Source organism: Gemmiger sp. An120, from assembly GCF_002160955.1.
Classification (GTDB): Bacteria; Bacillota; Clostridia; order Oscillospirales; family Ruminococcaceae; genus Gemmiger_A; species Gemmiger_A avium.
The window spans coordinates 78,170-102,754 of record NZ_NFLN01000008.1; the positions used below are offsets into that span (position 1 = coordinate 78,170).

Consider the following 24,585-nt stretch of genomic DNA (forward strand, 5'->3'; position numbering starts at 1 on the left):
GGTATCACCACTCGATCTCGGAAATGGGGGTGGGGGCGTCGCAGCGGGTGATGTCGGTCACCTTGCCGCTCTTGAACCGGATCACCCGGTCGGCCATGGGGGCCAGGGCGGAGTTGTGGGTGATGATCAGCACGGTGATGCCCTCCTTGCGGCAGGTGTCCTGCAGCAGCTGCAGAATCTGCTTGCCGGTGTTGTAGTCCAGCGCGCCGGTGGGCTCGTCACAGAGCAGCAGTTTCGGGTTCTTGGCCAGGGCCCGGGCGATGGACACCCGCTGCTGCTCGCCGCCGGACAGCTGCGCCGGGAAGTTGCCCATCCGGTGGCCCAGCCCCACCTTGCGCAGGGTTTCGGCCGCGTCCAGGGAATCCTTGCAGATCTGGGCAGCCAGCTCCACGTTTTCCAGCGCGGTCAGGTTGGGCACCAGATTGTAGAACTGGAACACAAACCCGATATCGGTGCGGCGGTAGCCCACCAGCTGGCGCTGGGTATAGCGGGTAATATCCTGCCCGTCCACCAGCACCTGGCCGGAGGTGGCGGTGTCCATCCCGCCCAGAATATTCAGCGCGGTGGTCTTGCCCGCGCCGGACGCGCCCAAAATCACCGCCAGCTCGCCTTTTTCCACAGCAAAGCTGGCGTCGTCCAGCGCCCGGATGGCCTCACCGCCGGTGGCGTATTCCTTGACGATGTGGTTGAATTCTATGTAGGACATGGCACCCTCCCTTCCGCGCACGGGATGGCCTCCCATGCACTGAACACCATGTTGTGTTATAATTATACGTCACAGGAACAGGGCCCATCAATCAACAATCCCGGTGCCGCTGTCGAAACCCCGTGAAAGCTCTGTGACGGGTGTGAACAGGCCGTGAACAGGCTGTGAACAGCACCTTGCGCACCGGCCGCAGGCGTGGTATGCTGGAGAAAAACAGGGAGGGGATGGGGCATGAACAAACGGCCCGAACTGACCGAACAGACCAAGCGCAACCTGCGCACGGCGTTCTGGAGCCTGTATGCCCAGAAGCCGCTGGAAAAGATCTCGGTGCGGGAGATCACCGCCCTGGCCGGGTACAACCGGGGCACCTTTTACCTGTACTACCAGGATGTGTACGATCTGCTGAACCAGATCGAGGACGAACTGCTGGACGAGCTGCAGCAATTGCTGGAGCAGCGTCTGCCCGGTGTGCTGGAGCACGATCTGAGCGAATACATGAGTTTTGTGGTGGGGATCAACCTGATCCACGCGGAGTACGGCGCGGTGCTGCTGAGCAGCCGGGGCGACCCCCGGTTTGCGGCCCGGTTCAAGGAACTGCTGGCGCCGGTGCTGCGCCGGTACGTGCTGGACGGGAAAGGCTTCACCGACACCGAAAGCGAACTGCTGCTGGAATACCATCTGTCCGGCTTGCAGGCGATGCTGGCCCGCTGGCTGCAGGACCCGGGCCGGATGAACCTGGAGCAGTTTGTAGGGCTGATTATACGGATGTTTACCGGCGAGGCGCCCGCCCCGCATACTTTAGAACAAAAAGGAGAAGATAAACCATGACCAAAGTGCGTATTGAACCGGGCGTGTGCGGATTTGTGACCACTGTGAGCGCCCACAGCGAGGATCAGATGGAGGTGACCGTGCAGGTCAAGAGCGGCTGCGAGAGCGTGCGCAAGATGATGGAAGAGCTGGGCGACACCTTTGACGCCTACGAACTCTGTCTGACCAAGCCCGGCACCGGCCCGCTGTACGACTGGGCCGGGGAGCATTTCCCGGTGCACGCGGCCTGCCCGGTGATAGGCGGCATCCTGAAATGCGTGGAGGCCGAGTGCCGCCTGGCCCTGCCCCGGGACGCAGCGATCAAGTTCGAGCCTGCGGAGGAATAACCGCCCAGTGTGACCCGGTCACAGTCAGGCGGCGCCGGGCGTGGTATACTCAGGTCACAACAAACGAACAACAGGGCGCCGCAAGCGCCCGATACGCAAAGAAAGGAAGTGCCGGATATGGCGATGCAGTTTACTGTGGAGAATTTTGAAAAAGAGGTTCTGGGCTCCGACGTGCCCGTGCTGGTGGATTTCTGGGCGGAGTGGTGCGGTCCCTGCCGTATGCTGGCCCCTGTGATCGAGTCCCTGGCCGGCAAGGCCGGCGGCGCCTACAAGGTGGGCAAGGTGAACGTGGACGAGCAGCCCGATCTGGCCCGCCGCTACGGCATCATGAGCATCCCCACCGTGCTGCTGTTCAAGAACGGGCAGCTGGCCGACAAGTCGGTGGGCCTGGTTCCCGAGAGCAAGCTGGCCGCGATGCTCAAGTAAGTTTTTCGTACAGAAAAGGAGCGCGTACCCCGCGGGGCACGCACTCCTTTCTTTTTTGTATTTATTCCGCGCACAGGTCGGCCAGCTTGCCGCCGCAGGCCGCCAGCAGATCGGCGGGGGCCAGCTGGATCTGCAGCCCGATCCGCCCGCCGCTGACCATGATGGTGTCCCCGTCGGCGGCGGTGGCGTCCAGCACGGTGGGGAAGGCTTTCTTCATGCCCACCGGGCTGCAGCCGCCCCGCACGTAGCCGGTGACCGGCTCGATACGGGCCACCGGGATCATGGCCACGCTCTTTTCGCCCACCGCCCGGGCGGCCTTTTTCAGGTCCAGGGTGGCCGCCACCGGCACCACAAACACAAAATACCCGCCGCCGGCCCCTTGGGTCACCAGCGTCTTGAACACCCGGGCCGGGTCCTGCCCCAGCAGGGCGGCCACCGTCTCCCCGTCCACCGGTTCGCCGGGCTTGTGGGGGTACTCCCGGGCTTCGTAGGCGGTGCGGGCTTTGTCCAGCATCCGCATCGCGTTGGTTTTCTGTATGGCGTTGTGTTTGGCCATGGCTGCCACTTCCTTTTTCATTTCTCTGCCCCGGATTATACTCCCCCGCGCGCGCGTGTGCAAGTCTCTCTTGACTTTAACGATTTAATGTATTATACTAGGCCACACAGAGAATTCACCGCCCCGCCGGGCGGGCTGCCGATAAGGAGAGAAAACGCCATGATCATCATTTTAAAGCAGAACGCGCCGGAACAGCAGGTGCAGGCGCTGTGTGACGAACTGAAAGCCCGGGGGCTGCAGATCCACGCCAGTACCGGCAGCGAGGCCCGGATCCTAGGCCTGGTGGGGGACACCAAGGCCATCGCGGAAAGCTGGGTGCGGGCCAACCCGGTGGTGGAGGACGTGCGCCGGGTGACCGAGCCCTACAAGAAGGCCAACCGGAAGTTCCACCCGGCGGACACGGTGGTGCAGGTGGGGAACACCAAAATCGGCGGGGGGAACTTTGCGGTGATCGCGGGCCCCTGCAGCGTGGAGAGCGAGGAGCAGGTGCTGACGGTGGCCCGGGCGGTGCAGACCGCGGGGGCAAGCCTGCTGCGGGGCGGGGCGTTCAAGCCGCGCACTTCGCCCTACTCGTTCCAGGGGATGCGGGCCGAGGGGCTGGAACTGCTGCGCGCCGCCCGGGAAAAGACCGGCATGCCCATCGTGACCGAGATCATGAACACCGAGCATCTGCCCCTGTTTGAGGACGTGGACCTGATCCAGGTGGGGGCGCGGAATATGCAGAACTTTGAACTGCTGCGGGCGGTGGGCCGGATGAAGCGGCCGGTGCTGCTCAAGCGGGGGCTTTCCGCCACGCTGGAGGAACTGGTGATGAGCGCGGAATACATCATGGCGGAGGGCAACGACCAGGTGATTCTGTGCGAGCGGGGCATCCGCACCTTTGAGACCAGTATGCGCAACACCCTGGACATCAGCGCGGTGCCAATGCTGAAAAAGATGACCCACCTGCCGGTGGTGATTGATCCCAGCCACGCGGCGGGCATCGCCTGGATGGTCGAGCCGCTGGCCAAGGCGGCGGTGGCCGCCGGGGCGGACGGGCTGATGATCGAGGTGCACAACGACCCCGCCCGGGCCCTGTGCGACGGCGCCCAGAGCCTGACCCCCGACCAGTTTGCCGCCCTGATGGGCCAGATTGCCCCGCTGGCCGGCTACCTGGGCAAGCGGGTGAACTGACCGCTAAAACGGCGGGCCGGAAATTCCGGCCCGCCGTTTTGCCTGAAAGCCAGGCTTTATAGCGCAAACATAAAGGGATTGCATCCGGTCTTGCCAAAGGTTTTTTGCGCCATCCGATACATGGCTTTTGCATGAATTCTATCGTGCCATAAAAACCGCCGCAGCACTTTTCGCAAGGACCAGATTTCGCCATAGCTGCCTTCCACAACGGGATTGTCCAAAAAACTGGCGGATTTCTCCAGCAGGGCAAACCCTCTTTCACGGCACTCCAGGATCGTTCCCTCGTTATCCGCGGGGATTCCGATTTCGTTAAAATAATAGGCATTCACATTCTTTGTGTGCTCATACATTTCCTGTGCGGTCCGCGGGACCTTGCCATAAAAGGTTTCCCGGCCGGGATTGGAACTGACATCCGCGTCGGGTATGGACAGATAGAGCTGCAGAAAATCTTCCGCTGACTTCAAGGCCAGGCGTTTCAGGGCGATGTATTCTTCCATACTTAACGGAAGTGTTTCCGTTTCAAAGATAACATCCGAATCCGCATCGGCGATATGCAGGGTACTGCTTTTCTCCTGTACGATTGCAGCGCATATATCGGCCGGCACGGGAGCATTCTGCCATTTCAGGCAGGAGATCACTTCCTGCTGCATTTTCTCCAGCGCAATTTTCAGGTCAGGCCCCCTTGTGCAGACACCAACGGGGTTGATCGCATACAGCAGGGTGTCATCGCCATTGTGCTCCCAAACGCATTCAACTTTCATGATGGTTCTCCTCTGCGGTTTCCGGTTTTTTCTATTATACCACACAAAATACCACGCGGTTTTTATTATGTCAGCTTTCATTGCTTGCGCCCGGGCCGGTTTGGCGGCATACTGGTAGGGAGAGATTCCGTACAGGAGGAGACAAGTATGCTGGGCGAACGGATACGGCAGTTCCGGAATGAAAAGGGGCTGAGCCAGGCGCAGCTGGCCGAACGGCTGCATGTGGTGCGGCAGACCGTTTCCAAATGGGAAAAGGGCGCCTCGGTGCCGGACGCGGAGCTTCTGCTGCAGCTGGCCCGGGCGCTGGACGTACCGGCAGAACGGCTGCTGGACCTTCCGCCCGACCCGGCCGGGGAACAGGCCCGGGCGGAACTGGCCAGTCTGCGGCAGCAGGCGGAGCGCGCACGGCAGGCGGGCCGGGTGCGGGGGCGCATTCTGGCGCTCACCTTCTGGGCGATGGCGCTGGCCGGCCTTATCCGGAACCCGGTGGTGTCGGTGCTGCTGGCGGCGGGGTGCATTCTGGCGGCCACGGGAATCCTGTGGCGTCATATGGAGCTGCTCACCGGCGTGGAGGACGGGCCGGGCCGCCGGACGCTGCGGGCGACGGTCGGGGTATCCGCGGCGGTGCTGGCGGCCTGTGCCGGCTTTGCCGCGCTGCAGGCGGCGGGCGTTCTGCCGGTGACCGAACAGGGGGAAAAGCGGTTCGCGGCGGGGCTTATTATTGCGCTGATGCTGTTTGCCGGCGGCAGCGCCCCCCGGATGCCCTACAACCGCCACATCGGCCTGCGGCTGCCCTGGACGGTGCTGGACGAGGAAACCTGGAACCTGGCCCACCGGGTGCTGGGGGCTGTGTCGCTGCCCGCCGCGCTGCTGTACGCCGTCTGCGCGGCGACGGTGCCGGACTTCCAGGCGGTCACCCTGGCGGCTTTCTGCGTCTGGCTGGGGATCCCCGGCGCGGTATCCTGGCGGTTTTTCCGCCGCAAGACCCGGGGCCGATGAACGGCGAAATCCCGCTTCTTTTTGACTCCCGGCGTTTTTCGTGTATAATAGTAAAGCAAACTGCATGCCGGAGGTGCCTGCCATGAAAGCACATATTGCCGCGCTGCCCCGCCTGGTACTGGGCTGGGCGCTGCCCGACGCGGACCGCGCCGCGCTGGAAACAGTCTGCCGTACCGCGGGGCTGACCCTGCGGATGGTGGAACCGGCCGAGACCGGGCTGACGGTGGGCCGCCTGTGCGGGCTGCCCGAGGGCCGGAACGCGGACGCGCTGCCGGTGCCTGCCACGGCGGCAGCGGTATTCTGCGGGCTGTCCGGCCCGGAGCTGGATGGGCTTCTGGCCGCCATCCGCGCGGCCGGGGTACAGATCCCGCTGAAGGCGGTGGTCACCGCCCACAACCGGGCCTGGCCCTTTGCCCGGCTTATGGAAGAACTGACCGAAGAACACGCGGCCATCCGTGCCGCACAGGAGGACAAATGAAACACGCACATTGGGTCCGGCGCCTGACCGCCGGGCTGCTGGCATCGCTCTGCCTGCTGGCCGCCGGCTGCGGCAGCGGCGACGCGGACATGCGGGGCTGGGAGAAATATTCCGCCTACTGGTTTGACGTATTCGACACCGTGACCATCCTGACCGGCTATGCCCCCAGCCAGGAGGAATGGGACAAGCAGGCCGAGGCCATGCACCAGGACCTGCTGTACTACCACAAGCTGTTTGACATCTACAACACCTACGAGGGCGTGAACAACCTGGCCACCGTGAACGCGGCCGCCGGGCAGGAGCCGGTAGCGGTGGACGAGCCGGTGCTGGACATGCTGGAGATGGCGCTGGAAGGCTATGAAAAGACCGGCGGCAAGATGAATGTGGCGGCGGGCAGCATGCTGAGCATCTGGCACGACTACCGCACCGCCGGTCTGGATGACCCGGACAACGCCGCGCTGCCCCCCATGGATCAGCTGGAGGCGGCCATGGCCCACACCGATCCGGCCAATGTGCAGATCGACCGGGAGGCGGGCACCGTTTACCTGGCCGACCCGGATATGCGGCTGGACGTGGGCAGCGTGGGCAAGGGCTACGCGGTGGAACAGGTGGCCCGTGCCGCCGAGGAGCGGGGTCTGACCAGCTTTCTGCTGAGCGTGGGCGGCAACCTGCGGGGCGTGGGCCACAAGCCCGACGGTACCGCCTGGACCGGCGGCATTGAAAATCCCTGGACCGAGTATTTCGCCGGGGAGAGCTACGTGCAGGTGGTGAACGTGGAGGACGCGGCCCTGGTGACCAGCGGCGACTACCAGCGCTACTACACGGTGGACGGTGTGAACTACCACCACCTGATCGACATGGATACCCTGATGCCCGCCCGCTATTTTGACGCGGTGGCGGTGTACACCGACGACAGCGGCTGGGCGGACTGTTTGTCCACCGGGCTGTTCTGCATGGATCTGGAAGACGGCCAGGCCCTGGTGGAGAGCCTGGACAACGTGGAGGCCATGTGGATGCTGACCGACGGCGCCATTGTGTATTCCGAGGGCTTTGAGGCCCATCTGCGCCAGTCGTAAGGAGGGGTGCCGGATGCTGACCATCACGCCCGCCGCGCCCGCCGACCGGGACACGGCGCTGGCCATCTACGCCGGGGCCCGCGCCTTTATGGCCGGGCACGGCAACCCCACCCAATGGGCCGGGGGCTACCCGCCGCCGGAACAGGTGGACACGGATATCCAGGAAGGGCGGCTGTATCTGGCCCGTGAGGACGGGGCGGTACAGGCGGTGTTCTACTTTGCCCCGGGCCCCGATCCCACCTACGCCCATATCGAAGAGGGCCGCTGGCCGGACGAGGAACCCTACTGGGTGGTGCACCGGATCGCCAGCGCCGGGCTGCGCCGGGGCGTGGCGGGGGAGTGCCTGGCCTGGTGCTGTGAAAAGGCCGGGGGCCGGGTACGGATCGACACCCACAAGGACAATCTGCCCATGCAGCGCACCCTGGCCCGGGCCGGGTTTGTGTACTGCGGCGTGATTTACACCCGGGACGGCTCGCCCCGGCTGGCGTACCAGCACGCCGAATAAACGGCTATCCGGCGGGACGGAATTCGTCCCGCCTTTTTTCAACCACGGCCAGGTTTTCAACATTCTGGACTTTACTTGTTGAAAAGGAGGAACCTGTATGCGCATCCGTCCCTATACCGCCGCCGACTGTCCGGCGGTGCTGGCGCTGTTTTACCACACGGTGCACACCGTGAACCGGCGGGATTACGCCCCCGACCAGCTGGACGCCTGGGCCCCGGCCGACCCGGACACGGCCCGCTGGGACAGCTCGCTGCGCCAGCACACCGCGCTGGTGGCGGAGGACGAGGCGGGCCGTCTGCTGGGGTTTGCCGACATGGATGTGGCCGCCGGGTATCTGGACCGGCTGTATGTGGCGGCCGGCTGCCAACGGCAGGGGGTGGGCACCGCTTTGTGCGACGCGCTGGAGGGGCTGCTGGCCCCCGGCACACAGGTGACGGTGCACGCCTCTCTGACCGCCCGGCCCTTTTTTGAGGCCCGGGGCTACCGGGTGGTACACACCCGGCAGGTGGAACGCCGGGGCGTGATCCTGACCAACCTGCTCATGGAAAAGCGGATGCCCGGCTGAGGGCCGCCGCTTTTCCTCTTTTTTTGGTCAAAGCGACCAAAAACGGGGCCCGCGGGGTGTCGAAAAAGGAAAGTATGACTATTGCGGCATTTGCCTTGTGATTTATGCCAAAAAGCAAACACAATCCCGGCGGCGGCTGGCTGGTTTTGGAGAAAAACCGGCGGGGGCTTGCAATTCCTTTACACGGCGTTTACACTTAAAGTAACCTGTTTGATTCTTCGTGTAGGAGGGCTGCTGGAATGTTCAAGCAAAAAGGCAAGGCCGGTTTCGGCGGCCGGTACGGGCATGGGGCTTCTTGCAGGGATACGAGCAACCAATTCTAAAAGGCGGCAGTGTAAACTGCAGCCTTTTTTCATTTGTAAGGGAGGCATCTTGTTATGAGCGATACCAAAAAAGTAGCCGTTCTGATGGGCAGCGACAGCGACTGGCCGGTGGTCAAGGCCGCCTGCGCCCAGCTGAAAGAGTGGGAGATTCCCTTTGAGGCCCACATCCTCAGCGCCCACCGCACCCCCGCCGCCGCGGCGGAATTTGCCAAAAACGCCCGGGCCAACGGGTTTGGCGTGATCCTGTGTGCCGCCGGCATGGCCGCCCATCTGGCGGGCGCCATCGCCGCCAACACCACCCTGCCGGTGGTGGGCATCCCCATGAAGGGCGGCGCCATGGACGGGCTGGACGCTTTGCTGGCCACGGTGCAGATGCCCAGCGGCATTCCGGTGGCCACCGTGGCGCTGAACGGCGCCAAGAACGCCGCCGTGCTGGCCGCCCAGATCCTGGCCGTGGCCGACGAGGCCCTGGCCGCCCGGCTGGACGCCGCCCGCGCCGCCATGGCCGAGCAGATCGCCAAAAAGGAAGCCGCGCTCCAGGCGGAGCTGAACGGCTGATCCCCCAACTTTGTATCCACACACCCATCTATACATAAAAAGGAGAAGAGAAAAATGGAAAAGCGTGAACAGCTGTACGAAGGCAAGGCCAAGAAGGTATTCGCCACCGACGATCCCAACCTGGTGATCGTGGACTACAAGGACGACGCCACCGCCGGCGACGGCGCCAAGAAGGGCACCATCCGGGGCAAGGGCGTTGTGAACAACAAGCTCAGCAACAACCTGATGAAGATGCTGGCTGAAAAAGGCGTGCCCACCCACTACGTGGAAGAGCTGAGCGACCGGGAGACCCTGGTCAAGAAGGTGCAGATCGTTCCCCTGGAGGTCATCGTGCGCAACGTGGCCGCCGGCAGCTTCTCCAAGCGTCTGGGCGTGACCGAGGGCACCCCGCTCAAATGCCCCACCCTGGAGTTCAGCTACAAGAACGACGAGTACCATGATCCCCTGATCAACCACTACCATGCCCTGGCCCTGGGCCTGGCCACCCAGGAAGAGATCGACACCATCAGCGAGTACGCCTTCAAGGTGAACGAGATCCTGAGCGCCTACCTGCTGAACTTCAACATCCGCCTGATCGACTTCAAGCTGGAGTTCGGCCGCCTGCCCGACGGTACCATCGTGCTGGCCGACGAGATCAGTCCCGACACCTGCCGTTTCTGGGACGCCACCACCGGCGCCCATCTGGACAAGGACCTGTTCCGCCGGGATCTGGGCGGCGAGGAGGAAGCCTACCAGGAGGTCATGGCCCGTCTGCTGGGCTGAGCCGCCGTATTCTGTTTGAGGGAAAGGGAAACTATGGAAACGATCGACGCAAAACTGCATGAAGAATGCGGCGTGTTCGGCATCTACCGCCGGGACGAGGACCAGGACGTGGTGGCCACCACCTACTATGGTCTGTACGCGCTGCAGCACCGGGGCCAGGAAAGCTGCGGCATGGCCGTGAACGATGACGGCGTGATCTACAAGCGCCGGGAACTGGGCCTGGTGAACGAGGTGTTCACCAAGCAGGTGCTGGAGACCATGCCCCGGGGCCGGATGTGCATCGGCCACTGCCGCTACGCCACCACCGGCACCCCGCTGCGCGCCAACGCCCAGCCCTTTGTGATCCGTCACATCAAGGGCGCCATGGCGCTGGCCCACAACGGCAACCTGACCAACTCCTACGAGCTGCGCCGGGACATCGAGCTGGGCGGCGGCATCTTCCACTCCACCAGCGACACCGAGGTGATCGCCTACACCATCACCCGCCAGCGGCTGGAGACCCACAGCATCGAGGAAGCGGTGGAAAAGAGCATGCCCCTGCTGAAAGGGGCCTACAGCCTGGTCATCATGAGCCCCCGCAAGCTGATCGCCGCCCGGGACCCCCACGGGTTCCGCCCGCTGTGCATCGGCAAGCTGGGCAACAGCGACGTGATCGCCAGCGAAAGCTGCGCCATCAGCGCCGCCGGCGGCGAATTCGTGCGGGACGTGGAGCCCGGCGAGATCGTGATCTTTGATGAGAACGGCATGCGCTCCATCCGCACCCACTGCGGCCAGCCCACCAGCCTGTGCGCCTTTGAATTTGTCTACATCGCCCGCCCCGACTCGGTGGTGGACGGGGCCTCGGTGCACCGGGCCCGCCGCCGGGCCGGCGCCTTCCTGGCGCTGGAGCATCCGGTGCAGGCGGACGTGGTCATCGGCGTGCCGGATTCCGGCCTGGACGCGGCGCTGGGCTACTCCCAGCAGAGCGGCATCCCCTACGGCATCGGCTTTTTGAAGAACAAGTACATCGGCCGCACCTTTATCCAGCCCAACCAGAAGCAGCGGGAAAACACCGTGCGCATCAAGCTGAACCCCATCGCGGACACCGTGCGGGGCAAGCGGGTGGTGCTGGTGGACGACTCCATCGTGCGGGGCACCACCAGCCGCCAGATCGTGCAGCTGCTGCGGGAGGCCGGGGCTACCCAGGTGCATTTCCTGTCCAGCGCGCCGGAATTTTTGTACCCCTGCTACTTCGGCGTGGACGTGGACAGCCGGAAAAACCTGATCGCCGCCAACCACACGCTGGAGGAGATGCGGGAGATCCTGGGGGTGGACAGCCTCGGTTTCCTGAGCCTGGAGGGGGTCAAGAAGATCGCCGAGGGCTGCAATCTGGGCCTGTGCACCGGCTGCTTTACCGGCCAGTACCCCGCCGACATCCCCGCCGTGACCGAAAAGAGCAAGTTTGAGAAGAAGCTCTCCGAGAGCATGGACTGACAATAACAAAGGAGCCATCGTCATGGAAAAAAGCTATTCCGCCAGCTACGCCGCCGCCGGCGTGGACATCACCGCCGGCTACAGGGCGGTGGAACTGATGCGCCAGCACGTGGCCCGCACCCTGACCCCCGGCTGCATCGGCGGCCTGGGCGGCTTCGGCGGCCTGTTTGAACTGGACTGCACCAATATGCCCCATCCCGTGCTGATCAGCGGCACCGACGGGGTGGGCACCAAGCTGAAACTGGCCTTTATGATGGACAAGCACGACACCGTGGGCATCGACTGCGTGGCCATGTGCGTGAACGACGTGATCTGTGCGGGCGCCAAGCCCCTGATCTTCCTGGACTACATTGCCTGCGGCAAGAACGTGCCGGAGAAGATCGCCCAGCTGGTGGCCGGTGTGGCCGAGGGCTGCGTGCAGGCCGGCTGCGCCCTGGTGGGCGGCGAGACCGCCGAGATGCCCGGTTTCTACCCGGAGGACGAGTACGACCTGGCGGGCTTTACCGTGGGCGCGGTGGACAAGAGCCGCCTGCTGGACAACAGCACCATGACCCCCGGCGACGTGCTGATCGCCCTGCCCAGCTCCGGCGTGCACTCCAACGGGTTCTCGCTGGTGCGCCGGGTGTTCGATCTGGAGCATGACCCCGAGGTTCTCACCCGCTACACCGAGGAACTGGGCCGCCCCCTGGGCGAAGCGCTTCTGGAGCCCACCCGCATCTATGTGAAGCCGGTGCTGGCCCTGATGGAGCAGGTGACGGTGAAGGGCGTGAGCCACATCACCGGCGGCGGCTTCTACGAGAACATTCCCCGCAGCCTGAAAGAGGGCTGCTGCGCCCGCATCCGCAAGGCGGACGTGCGCACCCCGGCCCTGTTTGACCTGATCGCCAAGGTGGGCAACATCCCCGAGCGGGATATGTTCAACACCTTCAACATGGGCGTGGGCATGGTGCTGACCGTGGCCGCCGCCGATGCGGACAAGGCCCTGGCCGTGCTGCACGAGAACGGCGAACCCGGCGCCTGGAAACTGGGCGAGATCGCCGCCGGCAGCGGGGTGGAGCTATGCTGAAAGTAGCGGTTCTGGTATCCGGCGGCGGCACCAACCTGCAGGCCATCCTGGACGCCCAGGCCGCCGGGACCATCCCCCACGGGCAGGTAAGCCTGGTGGTGGCCTCGAAACCCGGGGTCTACGCCCTGGAACGGGCCGCCAGGGCCGGTGTGGAGAGCGCGGTGGTCAGCCGCCGGGACTATCCCAGCGCCGAGGCCTTTGACGCGGCCCTGCTGCACACCCTGCAGAGCCACGGCATCCAGCTGGTGGTGCTGGCGGGCTTTCTGTCGATTCTGGGGCCGTCGGTCATTGCGGCCTATCCGGACCGGATCGTGAACGTGCATCCCAGCCTGATCCCCAGCTTCTGCGGCGAGGGGTTCTACGGCCTGCGGGTACACGAGGCCGCCCTGGCCAAAGGGGTCAAGGTGACCGGCGCCACAGTGCATCTGGTGAACGAGGTGTGCGACGGCGGCCGCATCCTGCTGCAGAAAGCGGTGGATGTTGAACCCGGCGACACCCCGGAGATCCTGCAGAAGCGGGTGATGGAGCAGGCCGAATGGAAGCTGCTGCCCGCCGCCGTGGAGATGCTCTGCAAAGAATACGACAAGTAAAATTATACAGTTTGTATACGGCATCCGCCGTAAGAAAGGGAGCCGACGATGGAAAAGATGGATCTGTACGCCCTGCTGCGGGAGAACACCTATCCGGGCCGGGGCATCGTGCTGGGGCTGGCCCCCAGCGGCAAAAAGGCCCTGATCGCCTACTTTATCATGGGCCGCAGCGCCAACAGCCGCAATCGTATCTTTGATCCGCTGCCCGAACTGGACGGCATCTGCACCAAGGCTGCCGACCCGGCCAAGCTGGAGGACCCCAGCCTGATCATCTACAACCCGGTGCGCACCTGGGGCGACGTGACCATCGCCACCAACGGCGACCAGACCGACACGGTGTATGACTTCCTGGCGGCGGGCGGCAGCTTTGAGGACGCGCTGCGCACCCGCACCTTTGAGCCGGACGGTCCCAACTGGACCCCCCGCATCAGCGGCGTGGTGGAAGTGAGTGGCGGCGAATGCGCCTACAAGCTGTCCATCCTGAAAAGCGCCGACGGCAACGGCGAAAGCTGCCGCCGGTACTTCTTCGAGTATCCCCAGCCGGTGGCCGGGGAGGGCCATTTCATCCACACCTACAAATGCGACGGCAGCCCCATCCCCAGCTTTGAGGGCGAGCCGGAGCGGGTGAGCGTGCCGGAGGAGGCCGAGGACTTCGCAGTGGATATCTGGAACGCCCTGAACGAGGACAACAAGGTCAGCCTGTTTGTGCGGGCCATCGACCTGGCCACCCAGGAGACCGAGGACGTGATCATCAACAAATACGACCCGGTGTGGGACGAAGCCGGGGACGAGGAATAAAAGGGGGTAGACATCGTGACCGAAATGGAACTGAAATACGGCTGCAACCCGAACCAGAAACCCGCCCGGGTGTTCATGGAGCAGGGCGAGCTGCCCATCACCGTGCTGAACGGCAAGCCCGGCTACATCAACCTGCTGGACGCGCTGAACTCCTGGCAGCTGGTCAAGGAGCTGCGGGCCGCCGGCAATCTGCCCGCCGCCGCCAGCTTCAAGCATGTGTCCCCGGCGGGCGCGGCCTACGGCCTGCCCCTGGACGACACCCTGAAAAAGATGTACTTCTGCGAGGGGCTGGAGCTGTCCCCCCTGGCCTGTGCCTACGCCCGGGCCCGCGGCGCCGACCGCATGAGCAGCTTCGGCGACTGGATCGCCCTCTCCGACGAGTGCGACGAGTCCACCGCCAAGGTCATCCAGCATGAGGTGACCGACGGCATCATTGCCCCCGGCTACACCCCCGAGGCGCTGGCCATCCTGAAATCCAAGCGCAAGGGCAACTACAACATTGTGCAGATCGACCCGGACTACCAGCCCGCGCCCATCGAGCGCAAGCAGGTGTTCGGCGTGACCTTCGAGCAGGGCCGCAACGACCTGGTCATCAACGAGGGTATGCTGGAGAACCTGGTCACCGAGAACAAGACCCTCACCGAGGAGCAGAAGCGGGATCTGGTGCTCTGCCTGATCACCCTGAAATACACCCAGTCCAACTCGGTCTGCTACGCCCAGGGCGGGCAGGTGATCGGCGTGGGCGCCGGCCAGCAGAGCCGCATCCACTGCACCCGTCTGGCGGGCAACAAGGCGGACATCTGGCAGCTGCGCCATCATCCCAAGGTGCTGGCCCTGCCCTTCCGCGAGGATGTGAGCCGCCCCAACCGGGACAACGCCATCGACGTGTACATCTCCGACGAGTACGAGGACGTGATCGGCGAGGACGTCTGGGCCGAGACCTTCACCACCCGGCCCGAGCCCCTGACCGCCGCCGAGAAAAAGGAGTGGCTGGCCAAGGTCACCGGCGTGTGCCTGGGCAGCGACGCGTTCTTCCCCTTCGGCGACAACATCGAGCGGGCCCGCCGCAGCGGCGTGACCGCCATCGTGGAGCCCGGCGGCTCCATCCGGGATCAGCAGGTCATCGACACCTGCAACAAGTACGGCATCGCCATGGCCTTCTGCGGCCTGCGGCTGTTCCACCACTAATCAGTTACCGCCGCCCCGGCACGAGTTTTCGCGCCCGGGGCTTTGGCGGTTTCTCAGCCCAACGGAAAGGGGAGCATTCACGCTATGAAAATTCTCGTAGTAGGCGGCGGCGGGCGGGAACACGCCATCCTGCGCGCGCTGCGCAAAAGCCCCGCGGCCACCGAGCTGTGGGCCGCGCCGGGCAACGGCGGCATTGCCGCCGACGGCTTTGTCTGCCGGGCGATTCCCGCCACCGATCTGGACGCCATGACGGCCTTTGCCAAGGAAGAAGCCTTTGACTATGTGGTGGTGGCCCCGGACGATCCGCTGGCCCTGGGGCTGGTGGACCGGCTGGCCGAAGCGGGCATCCCGGCCTTTGGCCCCAATGCCGCCGCGGCCCGCATCGAGGCCAGCAAGGTATTCAGCAAAAACCTGATGAAGCAGTACGGCATCCCCACCGCCGATTACGCGGTGTTTACCGAGCCCGCCGCCGCCCTGGCCTACATCCAGCAAAAGGGCAAGTACCCGGTGGTCATCAAGGCCGACGGGCTGGCCCTGGGCAAGGGCGTGCTGATCTGCCCCGACGAGGCCGCCGCCCGGGAAGCCCTCCACGAGATGATGGAGGAAAAGGTGTTCGGCGCCTCCGGCACCCGGGTGGTGGTGGAGGAATTCCTCACCGGGCCGGAGGTCAGCGTGCTGGCCTTCTGCGACGGCGAAACGGTCAAGCCCATGGTGTCCAGCATGGACCACAAGCGGGCGCTGGATAACGACGAGGGTCTGAACACCGGCGGCATGGGAACCATCGCCCCGAACCCCTTCTACACCCCGGCGGTGGCCGAGCGGTGCATGGAGGAGATCTTCCTGCCCACGGTGCGGGCCATGCAGGCGGAGGGCTGCCCCTTCAAGGGCTGTTTGTACTTCGGCCTGATGCTCACCCCGGACGGGCCCAAGGTGATCGAATACAACTGTCGCTTCGGCGACCCGGAGACCCAGGTGGTGCTGCCGCTGCTGCACAGCGATCTTTTGACCATCATGCAGGCCTGCACAAACGGCACCCTGGCCGACACCCCGGTGGAGTTTGACAAGGGCTCTGCCGCCTGCGTGATTCTGGCTAGCGGCGGCTATCCCCAGAAGTACCCCAAGGGCCTGCCCATTGAGGGCCTGGCGGAAAACGGCCAGCTGGCCCAGAGCGACGCGGTGGTCTACCACGCGGGCACCGCGGCCAAGGACGGCGGTCTGGTGACTGCCGGGGGCCGGGTACTGGGCGTCACCGCCACGGCGGCCGACCTGCCCGCGGCGCTGGCCAAAGCCTACGCCGCCGCCGCCTGCATCCGGTTCGAGGGGGCGCACAAGCGCACCGACATCGGCCGCCGGGCCCTTGCCGCCCTGGCCGAGCAAAACAAATAAGGGGGAGTGCCCATGGTATATCGCGTATATGTGGAAAAAAAGCCCGGTTTTGACGGGGAGGCCCAGGGCCTTCTGAACGAGCTGACCGGCCTGGTGGGCATCCAGGGCCTGACCGGCCTGCGGCTGCTGAACCGGTACGACGTGGAGGGCATCAGCCGGGAACTGTTTGAGGCCTGCCTGCCCACCGTGTTCAGCGAACCGCCGGTGGATGTGACCTACGACCAGCTGCCCGCCGCCGACCGGGTGTTTGCGGTGGAGTATCTGCCCGGCCAGTTTGACCAGCGGGCGGATTCCGCCAGCGAGTGTATCCAGCTGATCAGCCAGGGCGAGCGGCCCGCCGTGCGCACAGCCCGGGTCTATCTGCTGACCGGCAATATCACCGACGAGGCGCTGGCCGCCATCGAAAAATACGTTATCAACCCGGTGGAGGCCCGCCTGGCGTCTCTCGAGGAAAAGGACACCCTGGCGGTGGAGTACCCCATCCCCACCACTGTGGAGACCCTGACCGGCTTCAACCAGCTGGACGAGGCGGGTCTGGCGGCCTTTGTGGCCGAAAAGGGCCTGGCCATGGACGAGGGGGACATCGCGTTCTGCCAGCAGTATTTCCGCAGCGAGCAGCGGGACCCCACCATCACCGAGATCCGGATGATCGACACCTACTGGTCCGATCACTGCCGCCACACCACCTTCGGCACCATTCTGGACAAAGCTGAATTTGACGAGCCCGCCGTGGCCGCCGCCTGGGACCGGTACGAGGACCTGCGGGCGGAGGTATACGCCGGGCGCACCCCGAAGCCGGTCTGCCTGATGGACCTGGCCACCATCGGGGCCAAGGCGCTGAAGAAGCGGGGCATCCTGAAGAATCTGGACGAATCCGACGAGATCAACGCCTGCACCGTCAAGATCACCTGTGACGTGGACGGGGAAGAGCAGGACTGGCTGTTCCTGTTCAAGAACGAGACCCACAACCATCCCACCGAGATCGAGCCCTTCGGCGGCGCGGCCACCTGCATCGGCGGCGCCATCCGGGACCCGCTGTCCGGCCGCAGCTATGTGTACCAGGCCATGCGTGTGACCGGCGCGGGCGACCCGCTGGTACCGGTGAGCGAGACCCTGCCCGGCAAGCTGCCCCAGCGCAAGCTGGTGACCACCGCGGCGGCGGGCTATTCCAGCTACGGCAACCAGATCGGCCTGGCCACCGGCCAGGTGGACGAGCTGTACCACCCGGGCTATGTGGCCAAGCGCCTGGAGATCGGCGCGGTGGTGGGCGCGGCCCCGGCGGCCAACGTGCGCCGCGAGGTGCCCGCCCCCGGCGACATCGTGGTGCTGCTGGGCGGCCGCACCGGCCGTGACGGCTGCGGCGGCGCCACCGGTTCCAGCAAGGCCCACAAGCTGGAAAGCCTGGAAACCTGCGGCGCTGAGGTACAGAAGGGCAACGCCCCGGTGGAGCGCAAGCTGCAGCGGCTGTTCCGGGATCCCCGGGCCACCCGCCTGATCAAGCGCTGCAATGACTTCGGCGCAGGCGGCGTGAGCGTGGCCATCGGTGAGCTGGCCGACGGCCTGGCCATCGACCTGAACGCGGTGCCCCGCAAGTACGACGGTCTGGACGGCACCGAGCTGGCCATCTCCGAAAGCCAGGAGCGCATGGCCGTGGTGCTGGCCCCGGGCGATGTGGAGGAATTCATCCGGCTGGCCAACGGCGAGAACCTGGAAGCCACCGTGGTGGCCACCGTCACCGAAGCCCCCCGCCTGACCATGACCTGGAACGGCGCCACCATCGTGGACATCAGCCGGGAGTTTTTGAACTCCAACGGTGCGGAGAAGCACGCCGCGGCCCATGTGACGGCGGCGGGCCAGTACGCCCGCAGCTGGCAGGGGAATACCCTGAGCGAGCGGTTCAAGGCGCTGGCCGGCGATCTGAACGTCTGCAGCAAGAAGGGCCTCTCCGAGCGGTTTGACTCCACCATCGGCGCGGCCACCGTGCTGATGCCCTTCGGCGGCCGCACCCAGCTGACCCCGGCGCAGGCCATGGTGGCCAAGCTGCCGGTGGACGGGGAGACCACCACCTGCAGCGGCATGGCCTGGGGCTTCAACCCCTACCTGATGGAGCAGGATCCCTACCGGGGCGCCTATCTGTCGGTGGTGGAGAGCGTGAGCCGTCTGGTGGCCACCGGTTTTGACCATCAGGCCGCCTACCTGACCTTCCAGGAATACTTCGAGCGTCTGGGCGCAGAGCCCACCCGCTGGGGCAAGCCGCTGGCCGCCCTGCTGGGCGCGCTGGATGCCCAGATGGATCTGGGTCTCGCGGCCATCGGCGGCAAGGACAGCATGTCCGGCAGCTTTGAAAAGCTGGACGTGCCCCCCACGCTGGTAAGCTTTGCCGCCGCCATCGGGGACACCCGCCGCATCATCAGCCCTGAATTCAAGCTGCCCGGCAGCAAGGTGATGCTGCTGCAGCCCAAATACAACGGCCTTGTGCCCGACGCGGACAGCCTGAAAGCCCTGTACGCCATCGTGCAGGGGCTGATTGCCTCCGGCAAGGTGCTGGCCTGCGCCACCCCGGGCTACGGCTGCGTGGCCGAGTGCCTGTTCAAGATGGGTCTGGGCAACCGCATCGGCTTTGCCCTGTCCACCGGCGTGGATGTGGACAGCCTGTTCCGCCCGGCCTACGGCAGCTTTGTGCTGGAGATGGAGGACGAGCAGCCGCTGGGCGCGGTGCTGGGCGTGACCACCGGGGACTACACCTTCCGCACCAAAAACGAGCTGGTGGATCTGGCCGCCGTGCAGGAGATCTGGGAAGGCAAGCTGGAGCCGGTGATGCCCTACCGGGGCACAAACCCCGGCGAGGCCCCGGTCATCAGCTACAAGCCGGAAAGCCGCCGCGCGCCGAAGATCGGCGTGGCCCGGCCCAAGGTCATTATCCCCGTATTCCCGGGCACCAACTGTGAGTACGACACCGCCCGGGCGTTCCGTCAGGCGGGGGCCGATCCGCAGGTGCTGGTGATCAACAACCTGACCCCCGCCGCCGTGGCCGAAAGCTGCGAGGCGCTGGTCAAGGCCATCGACGGCAGCCAGATCGTGATGCTGCCGGGCGGTTTCTCCGGCGGCGACGAGCCGGACGGCAGCGCCAAGTTCATCACCGCCTTCTTCCGGGCGCCGGCGGTCACCGAGGCGGTACACCGGCTGCTGAAAGAGCGGGACGGCCTGATGCTGGGCATCTGCAACGGGTTCCAGGCGCTGATCAAGCTGGGGCTTGTGCCCTACGGCGAGATCCGGCCCATCGACGCAAGCTGCCCCACCCTGACCTTCAACACCCTGCACCGGCACCAGAGCATGCTGGTGACCACCCGCGTGGCCTCCACCCTGTCGCCCTGGCTGTCCAAGTGCGAGCCGGGCGCGCGGCACACCATCGCCATCAGCCACGGCGAGGGCCGGTTTGTGGCCAGCCCGGAACTGCTGCAGCAGCTCGCAGCCGCCGGTCAGATCGCCACCCAGTACACCACGCCGGAGGGCGTGCCCAGCATGGATCTGCGGTACAATCCCAACGGCAGCGTCTGGGCCATCGAGGGCATCACCAGCCCGGACGGCCGGGTACTGGGCAAGATGGGCCACACCGAGCGCCGGGGCGTAAACCTGTACAAGAACGTGCCGGGCGACACCTGGCAGCCGCTGTTTGAGGGCGGCGTGGCCTACTTCGCGCTGTAAAACCAAGAAAGGGGAACACAAAACCTATGTCCCATGACCGTTATATTTCGCCGTTTTCCACCCGCTACGCCTCGGATGAGATGCAGTACATCTTCTCGGAGGACAACAAGTTCCGCACCTGGCGGCGTCTGTGGATCGCGCTGGCGAAGGCCGAACAGAAGCAGGGTCTGCCCATCACCGACGAGCAGATCGCCGAGCTGGAGGCCCATGCCGACGACATCAACTACGAGGACGCCATCCGCCGGGAGAAGGAATGCCGCCACGATGTGATGAGCCACGTCTACGCCTACGGGCTGCAGTGCCCGGAGGCCAAGGGCATCATCCATCTGGGTGCCACCAGCTGCTACGTGGGCGACAACACCGACGTGCTGGTGATGCGGGAAGGCCTGCAGCTGGTGCGCAAGAAGCTGATCGGCGTGCTGGCGCTGCTGGCGGATTTTGCCGACAAGTACAAGGATATGCCCTGTCTTGCCTACACCCACTGCCAGCCCGCCCAGCTGACCACCGTGGGCAAGCGGGCTACCCTGTGGATGAACGAGCTGTACATGGATCTGGAGGAGATCGATCACCGGATCGCCAGCCTGGCGCTGCTGGGTTCCAAGGGCACCACCGGCACCCAGGCCAGCTTTGTGGAGCTGTTTGAGGGTGACGAGGGCAAGATCCGGGCGGTGGAGGCGGACATCGCCGCCGCGCTGGGCTTTGACAAGGTGGTGCCGGTATCCGGCCAGACCTACAGCCGCAAGGTGGACACCATGGTGCTGAACGCCCTGGCGGGGCTTGCCTCCAGCGCGATGAAGTTTGCCACCGACCTGCGCCTGCTGGCCAACTTCAAGGAGATGGAGGAGCCGTTTGAGAAGCATCAGATCGGGTCTTCCGCCATGCCCTACAAGCGCAATCCCATGCGTGCCGAGCGTATCTGTGCCCTGGCCCGGTATCTGATGGTGGACGTGCTGAATCCGGCTTTCACCGCGGGTACCCAGTGGTTTGAGCGCACGCTGGACGATTCCGCCAACAAGCGGATCGCCATGGCGGAAGGCTTTTTGGCGGCGGACGCGATCCTGAACATTCTGCTGAACGTCTGCAACGGGCTGGTGGTATATCCGAAGGTGATCCGTGCCCGCGTGATGGCGGAACTGCCCTTCATGGCTACCGAGAACATCATGATGCAGGCGGTAAAGAAGGGCGGCGACCGGCAGGAGCTGCACGAGCGGCTGCGTCAGCATTCGGTGGCGGCGGCGGCCTGCGTCAAGGAGCAGGGCCTGCCCAACGACCTGATCGACCGGGTGGTGGCCGACCCGGCCTTCGGCCTGGAACGCGCCGATATCGAGGCGGTGCTGCAGCCGGAGCATTTCACCGGCCTGGCCCCCGCCCAGGTGCGGCATTACCTGGACGAGGTGATCCGCCCGGTGCTGGCCGCCAACCCCGACTGCGTGGGGCAGAACGCGGAGCTCAGCGTTTGATAAAGCCAATCTGGGGGAGATAACATCTCCCCCAGACCCCCGGAAATCGGGCCGGAATACTCCGGCCCTGGGAATTTATACAGAACAAGGCCCGCGCGGAACGGTTCGGCGCGGGCCTTTTTTATGGGCGGGGGTTTACGGCAAAAAACTGGTATGCTATACTAAACCTGTGAACGACATCCGCGCGGATTTCTCCGCGCCCCGCCCCCGGTGGGCGGAACAGGCATCCCCCGACGGTATTGATGTCCCGCCGGAGGATGCTTTTGTTTATATTTCATTCCCGCGGACGATATTTCGTCCGCAGAATGGGGGCATGGGGGCCGGGCCCGCGAAGCGGCCAAGGCCACGATGTGGCCTTGGACCGGCAGGGCGGTCTGCAAAGCAGAGCGGGCGCATCCTTGTTGCGCCCGCAGCCCACGCACCCCCATATTGGCTTTTAAAGGAGGTATACCATGCGACAGGATCAGCCGCTGGAGCGGCAATTTTTCCGGTTTGTGCTGCCCAGTATGGCCAGCCAGCTGCTCTGCGGCTTTTTTGTGGTGGTGGACGGCTTTTTCATCGGCCGCAACATGGGCGACGCGGGCCTGGCCGCCATCAACGTGGCCTGGCCGCTGGTGCAGGTGCTGCTGGCGGTGGGTCTGGCGCTGGGGGTAGGCGGTTCGGTCTGCGCCGCCACCGCCCTGGGCGCCGGGGACGAGGCCGCCGCCCGCCGGGCGGTGGGCAACACCCTGACCGCCCTGGCCGCCGCCTCGGTGGTGATCAGCCTGGTCTTTTACTTTGCTCATCCCTACCTGCTGCCCTGGATGGGCGCGGACGAAAGCCTGATGCCGCTGGCCTGCGAATACCTGCGGGTGGTCAGCGCGCTGGCCTTTACCCAGATTTTTGCCAACGGTCTGGTACCCCTGCTGCGGGGCACCGGCCGCTCCATGACCGCCATGGCGGTGATGATTCTGGGGCTTGTGGCCAACATATTTCTGGACTGGCTGTTCATTGAACGGTTCCAGTGGGGACTGTGGGGCGCCGCGGTGGCCACCATGGCCGCCCAGGGCGGCTGCGTGGCGGTGGCCCTGCCGCTGGTGCTTACCGGCCGCACCGCCGCCCCCCGTCCCGCCGATCTGCGGCCCCGGGGGATGCTGCTGCGGCAGATCATCCGGCTGGGGGCTTCGCCTTTCGGGCTGTCGGTGTCCACCAGCATCGTGCTGCTGCTCAACAACATTCAGGCCCAGCGGTACGGCGGCACCGGCGCGGTGGCGGTGTACGCCATCCTGAGCTATGTGACCGGCAGTTTCCTGCCGCTGATGACCGGCGTGGGCGACGGTGCCCAGCCCCTGATCAGCTACGCCAACGGTGCCAAGGATCACACCGCCCTGGTGCATCTGCGCCGCAAGGGGCTGACCACGGTGCTGGCGGCGGGCGCGGCGTGCAGCCTGCTCTGCTTTGCCGGGCGGGAGATGCTGCCGGTGCTGTTCGGCGCGGGGGAGGCCACCATCCCCGCCGCGGCACAGGCGCTGTGGTATCTGGTGGTCAGTTTTCCGCTGGTGGGGCTGGCCCGGTTCTCCTGCAGCTATTTCTGCGCGGTGGGCCAGGCCCGGGCCGCGTCCCTGCTGGCCTACGGGGAACCGCTGGTGGTGCAGCCTATCTTCCTGTTCCTGCTGCCGCTCACCGGTCTGGGCCTGCAGGGCGTATGGGCCGCTTACCCCGCCACCGCGGTGGTGATCGGCGCGGCGGCGCTCTGGCTGCTGCGCCGGGCTTCCGCCGGGGAGGCCACGGGGTTGTAAAAGCCGGGCGGACGGATTATACTGGCGCTGATAGAACCGGCCGTGCGCCGGGGTGGGAGGCCAACAATGGACGAATACAATTTTTGCCGCTCCCGTATGCAGGAGGGTGAGCAGATTCTCTGGCAGGGCAAGCCGCAGAAGGGCGGCGTATTTGCCGCGGCAGAGCCGATCGTGCTGATCATCGGGGCCGCCTGGCTGTTTCTGGCGGGCGACTGCCTGTTCACAGCCTGGCAGGACCGGTCCTGGGCGCTGGCCGTGCTGGGGGCGGTGCTGGTTATCCCGGGGCTGCTGATCGTGGCGGCAAAACCGCTGCACACCGCCCGGCTGCGGGACAAGACCTGGTATGTGGTGACCAACCGGCAGATTCTGATCAAGGAGGGGGACCGGGTCGTGTCTCACCCGCTGGAAGAACTGACGGTGCCCCATCTGCGGATGCACCGTAACGGCGCCGGCACCCTGCTGTTTTACGGCCGGCGGCTGCGGGGCAACTTTGCGCTGGAAAACCTGGCCGACGCCGAAGCCGCCCAGGACGCTGTCATGCAGATGGCACAGAGCTGAACGGGAGGGATACCGCATGGATGAATTTTCCTTTGTACAGTCCTATCTGAGCGGCGGGGAATACGTGCTCTGGCAGGGCAAGCCGGGCAAGGTCCGGCTGCTGGATCCGTTTTACCTGTCCACCGCCCTGTTTGCCATTCCCTGGCTGGCGTTCTGCGGGTACTGGGAGTATATGGCCATCCGCAGCGGCGGGAATTTCATGGTTCTGTGGGGCGTGCCCTTTATTCTGGTGGGTCTTTATATGCTGGTGGGCCGCCCGCTGAACGCCATCCGGCTGCGGGGCCGCACCTGCTATGTGATCACCAACCGAAAGCTGCTGATCCGGGCCGGGCAGCACGTACAGGTGTTTGACGGGCGGGACCTGCCCCCCATGGACATCCATCTGAACCGGGACGGAACCGGTACCATCCTTTTTGTCACCGAGTACTACGGCCGCCGGGGCCGCCAGTATTTCCGGCTGGAAAACCTGGAGGATGTGGCCGGTGCGCAGGAAGCCATCGGCCGCATGGACCGGAACTGAACCATAAAAAACGAGGCACGC

Annotated in this window: 25 protein-coding genes; 22 read left to right on the forward strand and 3 right to left on the reverse strand. The window is 65.1% G+C overall.

Annotated features, from left to right (window positions below):
• Positions 1 to 4: 4 nt before the first annotated feature.
• Entirely contained in the window at positions 5 to 706 is a 702-nt protein-coding gene (locus B5E65_RS08475; RefSeq protein ID WP_087171342.1) for an ABC transporter ATP-binding protein, read from the reverse strand.
• Between the two features lie 231 nt (positions 707 to 937).
• Between B5E65_RS08475 and B5E65_RS08480 the strand changes: the two genes are divergently transcribed.
• The 3 genes from B5E65_RS08480 to trxA all read left to right on the forward strand — a co-directional run bounded on the left by B5E65_RS08480 (position 938) and on the right by trxA (position 2,286).
• Complete coding sequence (locus B5E65_RS08480; RefSeq protein WP_087171343.1) at positions 938 to 1,534, forward strand: TetR/AcrR family transcriptional regulator; 597 nt, start codon at positions 938 to 940, stop codon at positions 1,532 to 1,534.
• The gene (locus B5E65_RS08485) at positions 1,531 to 1,860 is read left to right on the forward strand and encodes a DUF6951 family protein (protein ID WP_087171344.1); all 330 of its coding nucleotides are present in this window, start codon (positions 1,531 to 1,533) and stop codon (positions 1,858 to 1,860) included. Before B5E65_RS08480 ends, B5E65_RS08485 begins: the two co-directional genes overlap by 4 nt.
• Before the next feature lie 117 nt (positions 1,861 to 1,977).
• Positions 1,978 to 2,286, forward strand: a complete 309-nt coding sequence (gene trxA, locus B5E65_RS08490; RefSeq protein ID WP_087171345.1) for a thioredoxin — start codon at positions 1,978 to 1,980, stop codon at positions 2,284 to 2,286.
• 61 nt (positions 2,287 to 2,347) lie between these two features.
• On the opposite strand, the gene ybaK is transcribed toward trxA, so the two are convergent.
• On the reverse strand, positions 2,348 to 2,842 hold the full coding sequence (gene ybaK, locus B5E65_RS08495; RefSeq protein WP_087171346.1) for a Cys-tRNA(Pro) deacylase: 495 nt from the start codon (positions 2,840 to 2,842) through the stop codon (positions 2,348 to 2,350).
• 159 nt (positions 2,843 to 3,001) lie between these two features.
• On the opposite strand from ybaK, the gene aroF reads away from it, so the two are divergent.
• On the forward strand, positions 3,002 to 4,015 hold the full coding sequence (aroF, locus tag B5E65_RS08500; protein ID WP_087171347.1) for a 3-deoxy-7-phosphoheptulonate synthase: 1,014 nt from the start codon (positions 3,002 to 3,004) through the stop codon (positions 4,013 to 4,015).
• Between the two features lie 56 nt (positions 4,016 to 4,071).
• Here aroF and B5E65_RS08505 read toward each other — a convergent pair whose 3' ends face one another.
• The gene (locus tag B5E65_RS08505) at positions 4,072 to 4,776 is read right to left on the reverse strand and encodes a hypothetical protein (protein ID WP_087171348.1); all 705 of its coding nucleotides are present in this window, start codon (positions 4,774 to 4,776) and stop codon (positions 4,072 to 4,074) included.
• A 147-nt stretch (positions 4,777 to 4,923) separates the two neighbouring features.
• Between B5E65_RS08505 and B5E65_RS08510 the strand changes: the two genes are divergently transcribed.
• The 18 genes from B5E65_RS08510 (at position 4,924) to B5E65_RS08595 (ending at position 24,564) form a co-directional block, all read left to right on the forward strand.
• A complete protein-coding gene (locus tag B5E65_RS08510; RefSeq protein ID WP_087171349.1) occupies positions 4,924 to 5,775 on the forward strand; it encodes a helix-turn-helix domain-containing protein in 852 nt (283 codons plus the stop codon).
• Between the two features lie 82 nt (positions 5,776 to 5,857).
• Positions 5,858 to 6,253 carry a DUF3783 domain-containing protein gene (locus tag B5E65_RS08515; RefSeq protein ID WP_158098548.1) on the forward strand — a complete coding sequence of 132 codons (396 nt, stop codon included), beginning with the start codon at positions 5,858 to 5,860 and terminating at the stop codon, positions 6,251 to 6,253.
• Positions 6,250 to 7,329 carry an FAD:protein FMN transferase gene (locus B5E65_RS08520; protein ID WP_087171351.1) on the forward strand — a complete coding sequence of 360 codons (1,080 nt, stop codon included), beginning with the start codon at positions 6,250 to 6,252 and terminating at the stop codon, positions 7,327 to 7,329. Before B5E65_RS08515 ends, B5E65_RS08520 begins: the two co-directional genes overlap by 4 nt.
• Positions 7,330 to 7,342: 13 nt before the next feature.
• Entirely contained in the window at positions 7,343 to 7,834 is a 492-nt protein-coding gene (locus B5E65_RS08525; protein ID WP_087171352.1) for a GNAT family N-acetyltransferase, read from the forward strand.
• A gap of 97 nt (positions 7,835 to 7,931) precedes the next feature.
• Positions 7,932 to 8,399, forward strand: a complete 468-nt coding sequence (locus B5E65_RS08530; RefSeq protein WP_087171353.1) for a GNAT family N-acetyltransferase — start codon at positions 7,932 to 7,934, stop codon at positions 8,397 to 8,399.
• A 377-nt stretch (positions 8,400 to 8,776) separates the two neighbouring features.
• Positions 8,777 to 9,280, forward strand: a complete 504-nt coding sequence (gene purE / locus B5E65_RS08535) for a 5-(carboxyamino)imidazole ribonucleotide mutase (protein ID WP_087171354.1) — start codon at positions 8,777 to 8,779, stop codon at positions 9,278 to 9,280.
• A 54-nt stretch (positions 9,281 to 9,334) separates the two neighbouring features.
• Positions 9,335 to 10,042 (forward strand): phosphoribosylaminoimidazolesuccinocarboxamide synthase, encoded by a 708-nt coding sequence (gene purC / locus B5E65_RS08540; protein ID WP_087171355.1) that lies wholly within the window; start codon positions 9,335 to 9,337, stop codon positions 10,040 to 10,042.
• A gap of 33 nt (positions 10,043 to 10,075) precedes the next feature.
• Positions 10,076 to 11,515, forward strand: coding sequence for an amidophosphoribosyltransferase (gene purF, locus B5E65_RS08545; protein ID WP_087171356.1), 1,440 nt, complete (start codon positions 10,076 to 10,078; stop codon positions 11,513 to 11,515).
• Positions 11,516 to 11,537: 22 nt separating this feature from the next.
• The gene (gene purM, locus B5E65_RS08550; protein WP_087171357.1) at positions 11,538 to 12,581 is read left to right on the forward strand and encodes a phosphoribosylformylglycinamidine cyclo-ligase; all 1,044 of its coding nucleotides are present in this window, start codon (positions 11,538 to 11,540) and stop codon (positions 12,579 to 12,581) included.
• Entirely contained in the window at positions 12,575 to 13,171 is a 597-nt protein-coding gene (gene purN / locus B5E65_RS08555) for a phosphoribosylglycinamide formyltransferase (RefSeq protein WP_087171358.1), read from the forward strand. Before purM ends, purN begins: the two co-directional genes overlap by 7 nt.
• Before the next feature lie 48 nt (positions 13,172 to 13,219).
• On the forward strand, positions 13,220 to 13,969 hold the full coding sequence (locus B5E65_RS08560; protein WP_087171359.1) for an IMP cyclohydrolase: 750 nt from the start codon (positions 13,220 to 13,222) through the stop codon (positions 13,967 to 13,969).
• A 15-nt stretch (positions 13,970 to 13,984) separates the two neighbouring features.
• Positions 13,985 to 15,157 carry a phosphoribosylaminoimidazolecarboxamide formyltransferase gene (locus B5E65_RS08565; protein WP_087171360.1) on the forward strand — a complete coding sequence of 391 codons (1,173 nt, stop codon included), beginning with the start codon at positions 13,985 to 13,987 and terminating at the stop codon, positions 15,155 to 15,157.
• Positions 15,158 to 15,241: 84 nt separating this feature from the next.
• On the forward strand, positions 15,242 to 16,543 hold the full coding sequence (gene purD, locus B5E65_RS08570) for a phosphoribosylamine--glycine ligase (protein ID WP_087171361.1): 1,302 nt from the start codon (positions 15,242 to 15,244) through the stop codon (positions 16,541 to 16,543).
• Positions 16,544 to 16,555: 12 nt separating this feature from the next.
• The gene (locus tag B5E65_RS08575) at positions 16,556 to 20,248 is read left to right on the forward strand and encodes a phosphoribosylformylglycinamidine synthase (RefSeq protein WP_087171362.1); all 3,693 of its coding nucleotides are present in this window, start codon (positions 16,556 to 16,558) and stop codon (positions 20,246 to 20,248) included.
• Between the two features lie 26 nt (positions 20,249 to 20,274).
• Entirely contained in the window at positions 20,275 to 21,708 is a 1,434-nt protein-coding gene (purB, locus tag B5E65_RS08580) for an adenylosuccinate lyase (protein ID WP_087171363.1), read from the forward strand.
• Between the two features lie 452 nt (positions 21,709 to 22,160).
• The gene (locus B5E65_RS08585) at positions 22,161 to 23,486 is read left to right on the forward strand and encodes an MATE family efflux transporter (RefSeq protein WP_087171364.1); all 1,326 of its coding nucleotides are present in this window, start codon (positions 22,161 to 22,163) and stop codon (positions 23,484 to 23,486) included.
• Between the two features lie 66 nt (positions 23,487 to 23,552).
• Positions 23,553 to 24,044: a hypothetical protein gene (locus tag B5E65_RS08590; protein WP_087171365.1), complete on the forward strand. Its 492-nt coding sequence runs from the start codon at positions 23,553 to 23,555 to the stop codon at positions 24,042 to 24,044.
• Between the two features lie 16 nt (positions 24,045 to 24,060).
• Positions 24,061 to 24,564, forward strand: a complete 504-nt coding sequence (locus tag B5E65_RS08595) for a hypothetical protein (RefSeq protein ID WP_087171366.1) — start codon at positions 24,061 to 24,063, stop codon at positions 24,562 to 24,564.
• The last annotated feature ends 21 nt before the right edge of the window (positions 24,565 to 24,585 follow it).